We start from the raw sequence: 12,858 nt of genomic DNA, 5'->3' as shown, positions 1-12,858 counted from the left end.
TCAATAAAGGAGTTTATTCCAATGAATATTGCACAACAAATCGTTCAAGTTTTAGAAGATCGGGGCGTCAAATATGTTTTTGGTATCCCGGGTGAAGAAAATATTCGCATCGTCGATGCCATCCATGATTCAGATAAAATTCAATTTATTTTGGTTCGCCATGAACAAGGTGCTTCATTTATGGCTGACGTCTACGGCCGCTTAACAGGGCAACCAGGCGTTGCTACCGCTACCTTGGGACCGGGCGCAATTAACTTACTTTTAGGTGTTGCTGATGCCCAGACCAACTCGACACCACTGATTGCAATCACTGCCCAAGGTGGTTTGAATCGAATTTATAAAGAATCACACCAAGTGATTGACTTAAGAACTATGTTTCAGCCAGTGACCAAGTGGTCCGAAAACATCTATGAAGCTCAGGCCGCTCCAGAAATCATCAACAAAGCCTTTAATCAAGCTGTCAATGGTCGTCCTGGTCCCGTTTATGTGGGCATTCCCCAGGATATTGAACCGCAAAAGGCCGTGCCTAATATTCCCCTAGCTGCTTCCACTCCCGCTAATCAAACTATCCCACAAACAACCGATTTAAAGGCCGCTGCTGCTATTATCAAAGCAGCTCAACATCCGATTGCCTTAATTGGCATGGGGGTCATTCGCGATCACGCTAGTCAAGTCGTCAATGATTTCATCAAACAAACTAATTTACCAGCAGCCACCACTTTTATGGGAAAAGGAGCCATTGATGATCGTTTACCATCAGCTCTCGGTGTCATTGGTTTCATGCGCCACGACTATGAAAACTTTGCTTACGATCAAGCCGACGTTATCATTACGATTGGTTATGAACTATCAGAATTTGATCCTAGCCGGATTAATCCACAGGGTGACAAACAGATTATTCATTTGAATGATTTTCAAGAAGATACTGATGCGCATTATACCGTTAGTCAAAATTTAATCGGTAATTTAAAAGCTACTGTTCCGTTATTACAGGCTGAGCTCACTAACTTTCAAGTACCTGCCTTAAAAACTACGATCAAAGAAGCTGTGCAAGCTGAATTAACTTTTGGTCAACAAGAAAGTCAAGTTCCCCTCACTCCCCAACAAATTGTCACTGCTACTCGTGAAGCCGTCGATGACCAAGGCATTGTGTTAGTAGATACTGGTGCTGTCAAAATGTGGATGGCCCGTCTCTATCAAAGTTACACGCCAAACTCTGTGTTAATTGATAATGGTTTATCGACAATGTCTTGGACTTTACCAGGAGCTATTGGTGCCAAACTTGCTTGTCCTGACCAAAATATTTTAGCGGTTATGGGCGATGGTAGCTTTTTGATGAACTCGCAAGAACTCGAAACTGCCGTACGTTATCAAGTCCCAATGACCAACTTAGTCTGGGTTGATCAATCTTACGGCCTAATCAAATGGAAGATGGATATGGAATTAGGTCATCACTCCGAGGTTGATTTTAAAAATCCCGATTTGATTAGTTACGCCCAATCATTTGGTGCCAATGCTCATCTAGTCCAAAGCCGGCAAGATTTAGTACAAACCTTGCAAGCTAGCTTAAATAATCAACAAGTCAATGTTATTGTTTGTCCCGTTGATTACTCCGAAAATATGAAGTTAATTGACAAACTTGGTCAAGTTACGATTTCTCTTTAATAAACAGAAAGTAGGCAAAGTTTTATGAATGAATTTAGTATCAAACCCGCAATTACTAGTGTGCCTGATTTACCAACTTTATTTCAAGAATTACAAGTGGGTCAACATGATTTGCTCTTAACTAATCAGTATATTATTGAACCCCATTTGGACCTCGATCAACTTCCACTCGACGTGGTTTATCTCGAAAATTATATTCAGGGTGAACCCACTGATCAAGCGGCCGATCAACTATTACAACAAGTCAATACCAAAGATTATGATCGCATTCTTGCTATTGGCGGTGGTTCCGTGATTGATAACGCTAAATTACTGGTTTACGGTGCTGGAGTTAATATGCAGCAAATTGCTGCAAACGGCGCTAATTTAACTAAAAAGCGGCAATTGATTATTGTGCCAACGACCACTGGTACCGGCAGCGAAGTTACCAATGTTGCCGTCTTCAACTTTTTAGCTAAACAAACTAAAGTTGGCTTAGCCTATCCGCAAATGTATGCCGATCAAGTTTATCTAGTGCCGCAATTAGCGAAAACTATGCCTTATAAAGTGTTCGCTACTAGTTCCATTGATGCGTTAGTCCACGCAATTGAATCTTACTTGTCACCCAAAGCTACTAGCTTTAGTAAACTGTTTTCTGTGCAGGCTATGACAACAATTATTCAAGGCTACAATCAAATTATTATCCAACAACAAGTCGGGCAAACACCTCAAGGTCAATTACTCTTAGACTTTTTAGAAGCCAGTACTATGGCCGGTGTAGCCTTCGGCAATGCTGGTTGCGGCCCCGTTCATGCTCTAGCATACCCGATCGGAGCAACTTATCATATCGCTCATGGCCAATCCAATTATTTAGTATTTAGTGGCACCTTCAGAAAATATCAAGAATTGGGAGCTGATTTATCTGCTTTAGAAAATATTTTAACAACGGTTTTACCTGTTGCTCCTAAAGCTACGCTCTCTGAACTAGAAAAACTAATTGACCAAATTTTACCCAATCAAAGTTTAAGTCAAATTGGCATGACTGAACAAACTTGCCAAGAGTTTGCCCAATCAGTGATGGACAATCAACAACGATTAATGATTAATTCCCCCATCACTTTAACTCAACAAGATGTCTGTGATATTTATACTCAATTACTTTAATTTTCTAATTAATTTCAGCAATGCTCGGCAATCTAACATGATTTCCGAGCATTTTTTGATCTTATTAGCTAATAATTAAAATTCATTTAAAAACATTTTAATTTTAGGCTGCAATGATCAACATTGTTATATCAAAGTTTTTGCGACCAACTCCTTGCTTTTTGATTAACTTTAAATTAGAATTGCGTTAATTTAAAGTTAAAGGAGTGCTACTTATGAAAAAAATAGCTTTAATTGGCCTTACTTTACTCACCAGTTTTGGATTAGTCGGTTGTGGTCATAAGAATGCAGATGCTAAAAAAGAAATCGCCATTGGAACATCAGCTGAATTAAGTACCGCCGACGTTTCATTAGCCATGGATAATGAATCTGCCGAAGTGGCCGAACAAGTCAATGAGGGACTTTACAACTTCAATAAAAAAGGCAAAATTATCCCCGCACTGGCCACCGGAATGCCTAAATTATCGAACAATCAAACTACTTATACCATTAACATGCGCCATAACGCCCACTGGAGTAATGGTAAACCTGTCACCGCCCAAGATTTTGTTTATGGCTGGCAACGAACTGTCAATCCCAAAACCAAATCACTGCAATCTTACTTTTTAGAAAATGTTAAAAATTATCAAGCAATTAATTCCGGCAAAATGAGTCCACAAAATTTTGGCATTAAAGCTACTGGCAAGTATCAACTGCAAATTCAACTAGAACACGCCGTACCATATTTTCCATCAGTTTTAGCCATGAGCGCCTCCTTCCCTCTTTACAAACCATATGTCCAAGCCCAAGGTAAAAAATATGGGACCAGTTCCAAACATACTTTATATAATGGTCCCTTCACTCTCCAAGACTGGGACGGCACCAGCGATACTTGGTCTTATGTCAAAAATCCGCATTATTGGGATCAAAAGCACGTCCACTTGGACAAAATTAAAGTCTCTGTGATCAAGAGTCAAGATACTGGTGCTTACCAATTTGAATCTAAAGAATTAGCCATGGTACCTTTAACTGGTCAAGAAATTAAAAATCACGCTCAAAGTAAAGCCTTATATGTTCGTAAGTTACCCGGCACGCAATATTTAGAATTCAACAATAAGCGTAAACTTTTTAGCAACGAAAAAATTCGCCAAGCTCTATCCATGGCCATTGATCGCCAACAATTGACGAGCAAAGTTTTACAAGACAAATCAGTACCAGCCACAGGGTTCGTTCCTACCGGTTTCAAAAATTCGCAAACTCATCAAGATTTTGCCAAACAGGCTGGACAATTAACCCAATATAACGTCAAGCAAGCGCAACCAATTATGGCAAAGTGGACTCAGCGAACTGGGATTGAAATCGGCTAGTTTTACTATTACATCTAGTAACGATGATCAGACTAAGAAAGTGGACGAATTTTTGCAGTCACAATTACAAACCCACTTACCCAAACTCAAAGTTAACGTCAAACCAGTCCCGTTTAACAGTCGCCTAGCCTCTTGTGAAGCTGGCAATTACGACGCCGTCATCAATGGCTGGACACCAACTTTTGCCGATCCGACAGATTTCTTAAATCTTTTAACAACAGGTAACAAAAATAATGAAGGCAAATTTAGCGACAGCCAATATGATCAGTTAGTCAAGACTGCTAATAATCAATATGCTACGCAGCCACAACAACGTTGGAATAATCTGCAAGCCGCCAACAAACTAGTTGTTCAAAAAGCGCCAGTCGTTCCCTTGTATTACCTATCTCTTGTTTATTTGATTAACCCCAAACTCAAAGGTATTGTGATGGGACCTATGGGCTTTCCATATTACAAAAATGCCATCATGAACTAATTAAATTCATTGGTTAATTAAAATAAAATTACCAATTGACCAAAAGATATTAATAATAAAGACTATTTTCAATTAATTTAACTGCGTTTTAGCACACAATCAAGATTGTTGATTATACAATCCGATTAGCTGAAACGCAGTTTTTTTATGAAGTATAATGCTTAGCCAAGGTCGTCTAGGCATGAATATTCAGTCACTTAGTCAAAAAATTATTAGCCAAATTATTATTATTTTTTTTAAATTTCTGAATTTAATTTTTAAAAACTTTTTACATTTATTTTTAATTTTAGTTTGCAATTAAATTAATGTCGAATTAGAATAAAATTAATTTCTAAATTATTTAAGGAGGGATGTTCATGAAGAAAATCTATTTAATGGGTTTGACCTTACTTAGTAGCCTAAGCCTTGTTGGTTGTGGTCATAATAATGCCACCAACAAAAAAGACATTTCCATTGGGACTTCCGCAGAGTTAAGCACTGCCGATGTTTCACTGGCGATGGATAATGAATCTGCCGAAGTTGCCGAGCAAGTCAATGAGGGCTTATATAATTTCAATAAAAAAGGTGAAATTATTCCAGCATTAGCCACGAGTAAGCCGAAATTGTCAAACAATCAAACTACTTATACGATTAACATGAGACATAATGGTCACTGGAGCAACGGCAAGCCTGTGACCGCGCAAGACTTTGTTTATGGTTGGCAACGGACTGTTGATCCCAAAACTAAATCACAGCAATCTTATTTTTTGGAAAACGTTAAAAACTATAAAGAAGTTAATAGTGGTAAGTTAGCCCCGAGTAACCTCGGCATCAAAGCCACTGGTAAGTATCAACTGCAAATTCAGTTAAATCAAGCCGTGCCGTACTTCCCATCCGTTTTAGCGATGAGTGCTTCGTTCCCATTGTATAAACCGTATGTTCAAGCTCAAGGTAAGAAATACGGTACCGATGCCAAACATACTTTATATGATGGACCGTTTGTCTTAAAAGATTGGGATGGCACTAGTGACACTTGGTCCTATGTCAAGAATCCCCATTATTGGGATAAAAAGCACGTCCACTTGAACAAAATCAAAGTCTCCGTTATTAAAAGTCAGGATACCGGTGCTTACCAATTTGAATCCAAAGAATTGGCAATGGTGCCTTTAACCGGGCAGGAGATTAAAAATCACGCTAAGAGCAAATCATTATATGTTCGTAAACTTCCGGGAACTATGTATCTGGAATTCAATACTAAACGCAAATTATTTAGTAATGAAAAAATTCGCCAAGCCATGTCCATGGCTATTGATCGCCAACAACTGACCGGCAAAGTTTTACAAGATAAATCAGTTCCAGCTTCCGGCTTTGTGCCAACAGGTTTTAAAAACGAACAGACTGGTAAAGATTTCTCCAAAGAAGCAGGGCAATTAAACCAATATGATGTTAAACAAGCTAAGCAACTCTGGCAAAGTGGGTTGAGCGAATTGGGACTCAAATCGGCTAATTTCACTATTCTTTCTAGCAACGATGATCAAACTAAAAAAGTCGATGAATTCTTACAGTCACAACTGCAGACGCATCTACCTGGTCTCAAAGTTTCAGTCAAATCAGTCCCATTTAATAGTCGGTTATCATCCAGTCAATCCGGAGATTTTGATGCCGTCATTAATGGTTGGACACCAACCTTTAATGACCCTACTGACTTTTTGAACCTCTTAAAGACCGGCAACAAGAACAATGAAGGCAAATTCAGCGATAGTCAATACGATCAGTTAGTCGACAATGCTAACGGACAATATGCTACACAACCACAACAACGCTGGGATAGTTTGCAAGCTGCTAATAAGATGGTGGTTCAAAAAGCGCCCGTCGTTCCTATGTATTATGTCTCAATGGTCTATTTAATTAATCCAAAATTAAAGAATGTTGTCATGGGTCCCATGGGCTTCCCATATTATAAAAATGCCTACATGAAATAAAAAATAACTATTAGGAGTAAATTCAATTATGAAAATTTATATTTCTACTGATGTCGAAGGTTTAGCAGGTATTACTGATTGGAACATGGACGATCACGATACTTCCAAGTTCCGGAAGCTTTACAACGAACAAGTTGCTTGGACTCTTCAAGGCATTCAACAAGCAACGAACAACAGTCAAATTGATGAAATTTTGATTTCTGATTCGCACGCCAGAGGTACGAACTTAGATTATGACTATTTATCAGATATTGACGACCGGATCTCTTTAATTAGTGGTTATCCGCGTGAAGATTATATGATGAGTGGCTTGGATGATTCCTTTGACCAAATTTTCTTTGTTGGTTACCACTCGGGTATTGGTAAATTACACGGCAATATGGATCATAGTTACAGTGCCCGTTCTGCTTATAATGTCTGGATTAATGGTCAATATCAAAACGAAACGACTATTAATGTCGCTTATGCTAACGAATTGGGTGTTCCGGTAACTTTAGTCATTGGTGACTCGGCACTTAAAGAACAACTCGTTGACGAAAAAATGTGTCCAACTCCTAAAGTAGTTGTTACAAAAAAATCCTTAAATCGCTTCTCCGCGATGAGTTATCCGCGCAAACAAGTTAAAGCTGATATTATCAATGGTGCCAAAGAAGTAATTGACAATCCGGCGCCTTATACTGCTGTGCAACCATTAAGCACACCTTTAACTCTAAAGATTCAATTAGCTAATACTGCTAAGGCAGATGCCGTTGAACAAATGCAAGATGTAACACGCGTTGATGGGCGCACAGTGGAAGTTCAATGCCCATCCATGAAAGCTCTGTTAAATGAAATTATTGCCATTGTTATGTTAGCTGGTACTCAAGACTAATTAGGAGTAGTGTAAATGAAAGAAAATCAAGAAATTGAACTAATTAAACATTTTTCCAATTTAAATGGTGCTTCTGGTTTTGAAATGGAAGTCGCTAAATATTTTCAAGAACAAACTAAACCCTTTGGGCAAACCAAAATTGACGGAATGTTTAATAGTTACGTCAGTCGCCAGCAAAATACTGGCAAACGCCCAATGATTCAAATGGATGCACATGCCGATTCGGTCGGTTTTATTGTTCAAGCCATCCGACCAAACGGCTTAATTAAATTCGTACCGTTAGGCGGTTGGGCTCCAACTAATATTCCAGCCATGCGGGTGCGGGTTCGCAATCAAGACGGTCAATATATTAAAGGTGTCGTAGCCACTAAGCCACCACATTTTATGACTGACGCCGAACGTAACGCTGTGCCCCAAATTGCCGACTTATCGGTTGATGTTGGTTCCACTAGTCGTGAAGAAACTATTAATGACTTCAAAATTAACACTGGTTGTCCGATTGTGGTGGATGCTGATTGCGAATACTTTGACACCACCCGCATGTTCTTCGGCAAAGACTTTGATAATCGCGTTGGTGCCGCTGCTTTAGTTGCCACTTTATCTGATTTAGCTGATCAAGATTTAAATGTTGATTTAACCATGGCTTTGTCAACTCAAGAAGAAGTTGGAACGCGCGGAGCTGAAGTTACTGTGCGTAACATTGACCCTGACTTGTCAATTGTCTTTGAAGGTTGTCCATGTGATGATACTTTTACGCCTGATTGGTTAGCGCAAACTGGTCTCAAACGCGGACCAATGCTCCGTGATATGGATACATCCTTTATTGCTAATCCATTATTTGAACAATACGCTGATGATTTAGCTACCAAAAATCATATTCCGCATACTCGTTCGGTCCGGACCGGCGGCGGTGTTAATGGCGCTCCGATTTTATACTATCGCGGAGCTCCAACTATTGTCATTGGCATTCCAGTGCGCTATGAACACACAGCTTTCAACTGGGCAAATCTTGATGATTTTGAAAACGCCGTTAAACTAGCCGTCAAGATTATTGAATCAATTGACGAACCAACGATTAACAGTTTTAAGGGCGAATAAATTGTAAGATACCTCTAAAAAAATATCCATGATTGAATGTTCTGAGTTAGTTAATACTAATGAGCTTCAATTAATGGATATTTTTTATTTGTAATTGTTCCAATTATTGCTTTACAAGATGATTAACGACAAAATCAACATCATTATTACACCAAAAATCATTGGTACCCAAGTGCGTCTAATAATTTGTAAAGGTGCCAACTGAGTTTCACCTGCAACAATCAAGACTACTGCCGCTACGGGCGAAACTGCTCGAAACAAATTGCCTGCTAATTGCATCGGTACCGATAATGCCATTGGCGCAATCCCAGCGGCTTTAGCTAATGGCACAATTAAGGGAATCATCGCAAAGATTAAGGCCATACCACTGCCACTTAGTAAAACAATTACTGCTGTAAAAATAACCATAATGACTGGCAGGATAAAACCAGCTCCTGTTAAATGGTGCATCATCGTTTGGATCAGATTGATTAAGCCCATAGAAGTCAAACCTTGGACAAAGACCTGTGCTGATACTAACAGAGCTACCACACCCATTACGTTGCCCATCCCATTAAAGAACGCATTAGTTTCCTTGAGCACACTTTTTATTTGCCGCTTTTTACAAAATTCAACAAAGACCGCAATTATAAAACTCATAATTGAGACGACCTGAACACTTAAAGTCAATTGGTGTTTCAGTCCTAAATTGATAAAAAAGACAACTAATAATAAAATAATTGGCAATAATGGTAAGATTCCATAAATCAAGCGCCAGCCCCCAGAATAATCTGGAACTTGTTGAACCTCTTTGACCTGATTGGGGTCTGATCTTTGCGCCAATTCCGCTGAATAAGATAAATTTTCTGGATACTTTTTATCCTGATATTTTTGCCAAAAGTAATGCACGACTGCCATCGCTAAAATAGTCGGAATAGAGATAATAGCATGGTACTTAAAGACATAGGTACTAACCGGTAAGTGCAACTGAGCTGCTACAGCCACATTATCGGCCCCTAAGGGCGTGGGGACAATGGTCGCAGAAGTAGCAATCACAGCCGCCGCGCTAAACCTGGACATGCCCGCAGTTCTTAAAACTGGATATAAAGTTGCTAACAGAATAATGGCTAAATTAGCAGCACTGGGAATAACTAAGGACATGAGGGTGCCTAATAAAAAGACAATTGGCACTAAGATATACACAGATTTAATCTTTTTAATGGGCTTACTTAAGGCATCAACAGTTACTTGATTAGCTTGGATTTGGTTCATATAAGAACTATAGCCACCCAATAACAAAATCACAAATCCTGGACCCACCAAAGTGTTACTAAATTGATCAGCTAATGATTGAAACGGATTGAGCCACACATTTCCCGTTGGCACAGTAACTTTGACTTTTTGTCCCAATATAAGGGCAACATACATCAAAATTAGCCCCAACAATAATAGTGTCATTTTAATATCGTTCTTCTTAATCAACATATAAACTAAAATACTGACTGCGATTAAACTAATTAACAAGATTAGAATAGTTTGCATTAAGTCTATCCCCCATAAAAACTAAATATCAATCATTCAGCTGGAAATAACGGTACTGGTTGTTGTGATTTAACATCGAACATTCCTTGATCAGAAATCTTTAATGCCGGTGAAACCAAGAGCGATAACGTCGACAAAGACATAATTTCATTAAAATGATGATAGCCTAAGCTTTGCATTCCTTGACGCACCTCCGCTAATTGTTGCCCCAGTTCTGGAATCGGAGCATTAGATACCACCCCACCAATTGGTAGTGGCGCGTTAGCAATGATCTGCTGATTTTTAGCTACTACATAACCGCCTTGCTGTTGTACTAATTGATTTTGTGCTACGACCATATCTTTTAAATCAGTGCCCAAAACTAATAAATTGTGGTGATCATGTGCCCATGTGGTTCCAATTGCGCCGGGGTGATTAATAGCACCTTTGATCAGAGCAAATTGTAATGGATAATGGTGCCCATAACGCTCTTGGACTACTAATAAAGCTAAACCAGCCGCTTGCCATTGTACGTGATGGTTTTTGACTGTGAGGGTAGTGGGTTCACATTTGGTAAAGGTACTGGTTGGTTCAATTGCAATGACATTGGCCGTTACTTGCCCATTTTCTTGGGCAACTGTTAAATCTAAATCCTTGACCGTTAAGGGACTAGCTTGTACTGAATGGCTTAATTGTTCACTAAAATGCACTGGTTGGGGTTTAATATCTTGAACCAAGCGACCATTTTTATACACTGAATTAATTTTAAAAGTTGCTAAGTCGTCTAAAACGATTAAATCGGCCACCCGGCCCGGGGCAATCGCACCTCGATCCCATAGTCCCATGCGACGAGCAGGTGTATAAGTTGCCATATAAATAGCCATTTCTGGACTGAGACCATAACTAATTGCTTGTGCCACCAATTTATTTAAATGGCCTTCGCGTAAATCATCAGCCATTACATCATCGGTTACAAAACAAACATGTTCGTACAGTTGCTGATCAATAATCGTTTGAATGATCTCCGGCTTCAACGACTTGGCCTGAATCTCCACAAACATTCCGTTAGCAATGCGCTGTAACATCCCCGTGGGTGTCTGCTGAGTATGATCCGATGTAATCCCACCGGCAATAAAGCGGGCTAAATCTTCGTCTAAGTACTTGGGGCAATGTCCTTCCAGCGGCATCGTCGGTCGTTTTTTGCGACACACGGCAATTAACTTATTAATCAGAGAATCCGGTTGCGCCACTACGCCTTTAAAGTTCATAACTTCGCCCAGAACTACCACCCGCGGATCATCTAATAATTGACTGGCTGCTTGTTCGTCAATGACTCCTCCCGTCGTTTCCATCTGGGAATTAGTTGACGGCACCGAGGACGGAATAGCAAAAAAGATATCAATTAAGCTCGGTTGATCCATAAACTCTTTCAGTCCACTCAATCCAGCCACGTTAGCAATTTCATGGTCGTCCGCCACAATCGTCGTGGTGCCAAATTTGGCGGCTTGGGCGCCAAAAGCCGTGGGGGTGGTCATTGAACTTTCAATGTGCATATGTGCATCAACTAAGCCGGGAATCACAAATTTATCGTTTAAATCAATCACTTGCTGGGCTTGTGGCTGTTCCTTCGTTACCCAATAAATTTGCCCGTCCTTCACGGCAATATTGACTTTTTGAAATTTTTTTAAGTAAACATTAAAAACCTGTGCATTGATAAAAAGCTGATCAACAACTGTCATGATAACAATCTCCTTTATTTTTTATAATTCAATCTTATTATACTACTAATTCAAGAACTATATCAGTATAAAATCAGAATATAATTCGTATATACAGAACTATAAATTGTATTATCTATTATATAGTACGTATTTATCTAATAAAAGCAAAAAAGACCTCAAATCAAAATAAATATGAACTTTGAAATAGATTAACTACCATCTCAAACTTTATTTATCTGACTTTGGTCTTTAAATTTACTTGTTAAATTTAATTAATTAGTTCTATTTTGATAAATCCAGAGTTTTTACGCCAAAATTTTGTGTCATTGCTTTACATTTTTTATCGACGTAGTAACTGTTACACCCTAGTTAAAGATTTTTGAGGGCGCAATTTTTTCTCTTTTATGCTGTTCCAGCCTTTTGATAATTCTTAATTTCCGCCGCAAATTCTGCCAATAATTTTGACCGATATTTTTTAGAACCCCGCCGTTGTTTAACGTGTTGCCACAAAATGGCGGCTACTTTCATTTTAGGCTGGTAATCTTTTGTTAATGGATCTTGGCAAAAATCTTTTACAAAGTTATTCCATTGATAGGTCTGCTCTTCAGCCGTAGCAACCGTACAAGACGGAGATTGATAAGCATCAATTAAATCTTGAACCGTTGCCTCATGATCCTGCTCAAGCTGAACAGAACGCAGCTTAATAGCCATCGCCTTTTTAAACGAAAACTTTGCCACTCCAAAATACTGCGCAAAAAATTTTCGGGCTTCATTATTCAAGGTAAAACCACTATCTAACAATTTAGTCGTCGGCTGCAAATCTTGCCATTTTAAATTATTAGATTGAACTTTACGTCGCGGTTTAATCAGTGCTACTGGTATTCCATCTAAAAATTGGACTAAATATTGGGTTAATTCGGCCTTAGTCCCATAAGTCGGTAAGTGATATTGACGACAAAAAGATTGTAATTCTTGCTTATACCAATAATATTGCAAAAAAGTTGTACTAGTTAACTGGGAACTAAATTCTGGTCGTTGATCCATTCATTGTTCCTCCTCATACAGAACTTTTGAACCT

Annotated in this window: 10 protein-coding genes; 7 read left to right on the top strand and 3 right to left on the bottom strand. The window is 38.9% G+C overall.

The annotated features are described in order from the left end of the window. Nucleotides 1-21 precede the first annotated feature (21 nt). The 7 genes from AC3B6D_RS06215 to AC3B6D_RS06185 all read left to right on the top strand — a co-directional run bounded on the left by AC3B6D_RS06215 (nt 22) and on the right by AC3B6D_RS06185 (nt 8,559). Nucleotides 22-1,665 carry an acetolactate synthase large subunit gene (locus tag AC3B6D_RS06215; protein WP_489769588.1) on the top strand — a complete coding sequence of 548 codons (1,644 nt, stop codon included), beginning with the start codon at nt 22-24 and terminating at the stop codon, nt 1,663-1,665. Nucleotides 1,666-1,689: 24 nt separating this feature from the next. Beyond that, the gene (locus tag AC3B6D_RS06210; RefSeq protein ID WP_489775183.1) at nt 1,690-2,808 is read left to right on the top strand and encodes an iron-containing alcohol dehydrogenase; all 1,119 of its coding nucleotides are present in this window, start codon (nt 1,690-1,692) and stop codon (nt 2,806-2,808) included. 215 nt (nt 2,809-3,023) lie between these two features. Beyond that, nucleotides 3,024-4,154: a peptide ABC transporter substrate-binding protein gene (locus AC3B6D_RS06205; RefSeq protein ID WP_489775182.1), complete on the top strand. Its 1,131-nt coding sequence runs from the start codon at nt 3,024-3,026 to the stop codon at nt 4,152-4,154. 40 nt (nt 4,155-4,194) lie between these two features. Continuing rightward, a complete protein-coding gene (locus AC3B6D_RS06200; RefSeq protein ID WP_489775181.1) occupies nt 4,195-4,629 on the top strand; it encodes a hypothetical protein in 435 nt (144 codons plus the stop codon). Between the two features lie 356 nt (nt 4,630-4,985). Beyond that, a complete protein-coding gene (locus AC3B6D_RS06195; protein ID WP_489775180.1) occupies nt 4,986-6,590 on the top strand; it encodes a peptide ABC transporter substrate-binding protein in 1,605 nt (534 codons plus the stop codon). Nucleotides 6,591-6,618: 28 nt separating this feature from the next. Then, the gene (locus AC3B6D_RS06190) at nt 6,619-7,461 is read left to right on the top strand and encodes a M55 family metallopeptidase (RefSeq protein ID WP_489775179.1); all 843 of its coding nucleotides are present in this window, start codon (nt 6,619-6,621) and stop codon (nt 7,459-7,461) included. A 15-nt stretch (nt 7,462-7,476) separates the two neighbouring features. Continuing rightward, entirely contained in the window at nt 7,477-8,559 is a 1,083-nt protein-coding gene (locus tag AC3B6D_RS06185; RefSeq protein WP_489775178.1) for a M42 family metallopeptidase, read from the top strand. Nucleotides 8,560-8,670: 111 nt separating this feature from the next. Here AC3B6D_RS06185 and dcuC read toward each other — a convergent pair whose 3' ends face one another. The 3 genes from dcuC to AC3B6D_RS06170 all read right to left on the bottom strand — a co-directional run bounded on the left by dcuC (nt 8,671) and on the right by AC3B6D_RS06170 (nt 12,824). Continuing rightward, on the bottom strand, nt 8,671-10,080 hold the full coding sequence (dcuC, locus tag AC3B6D_RS06180) for a C4-dicarboxylate transporter DcuC (protein WP_489775177.1): 1,410 nt from the start codon (nt 10,078-10,080) through the stop codon (nt 8,671-8,673). A 32-nt stretch (nt 10,081-10,112) separates the two neighbouring features. After that, nucleotides 10,113-11,798, bottom strand: a complete 1,686-nt coding sequence (locus AC3B6D_RS06175) for an adenine deaminase C-terminal domain-containing protein (protein WP_489775176.1) — start codon at nt 11,796-11,798, stop codon at nt 10,113-10,115. Nucleotides 11,799-12,182: 384 nt separating this feature from the next. Beyond that, on the bottom strand, nt 12,183-12,824 hold the full coding sequence (locus AC3B6D_RS06170; protein WP_489775175.1) for an SAP domain-containing protein: 642 nt from the start codon (nt 12,822-12,824) through the stop codon (nt 12,183-12,185). Nucleotides 12,825-12,858 lie beyond the last annotated feature (34 nt).

It is taken from the genome of Bombilactobacillus sp. ESL1097 (assembly GCF_058107205.1).
The sequence above is the reverse complement of the archived record's forward strand: the minus strand, read 5'-3'. Positions and strand labels throughout refer to the sequence as shown.

Coding starts and splice junctions, on each gene's coding strand:
- AC3B6D_RS06170 (WP_489775175.1), bottom strand. CDS start 12,824: ATGGATCAACGACCAGAATTTAGTTCCCAGTTAACTAGTACAACTTTT.
- AC3B6D_RS06175 (WP_489775176.1), bottom strand. CDS start 11,798: ATGACAGTTGTTGATCAGCTTTTTATCAATGCACAGGTTTTTAATGTT.
- AC3B6D_RS06205 (WP_489775182.1), top strand. CDS start 3,024: ATGAAAAAAATAGCTTTAATTGGCCTTACTTTACTCACCAGTTTTGGA.
- dcuC (WP_489775177.1), bottom strand. CDS start 10,080: ATGCAAACTATTCTAATCTTGTTAATTAGTTTAATCGCAGTCAGTATT.
- AC3B6D_RS06210 (WP_489775183.1), top strand. CDS start 1,690: ATGAATGAATTTAGTATCAAACCCGCAATTACTAGTGTGCCTGATTTA.
- AC3B6D_RS06215 (WP_489769588.1), top strand. CDS start 22: ATGAATATTGCACAACAAATCGTTCAAGTTTTAGAAGATCGGGGCGTC.
- AC3B6D_RS06195 (WP_489775180.1), top strand. CDS start 4,986: ATGAAGAAAATCTATTTAATGGGTTTGACCTTACTTAGTAGCCTAAGC.
- AC3B6D_RS06190 (WP_489775179.1), top strand. CDS start 6,619: ATGAAAATTTATATTTCTACTGATGTCGAAGGTTTAGCAGGTATTACT.
- AC3B6D_RS06185 (WP_489775178.1), top strand. CDS start 7,477: ATGAAAGAAAATCAAGAAATTGAACTAATTAAACATTTTTCCAATTTA.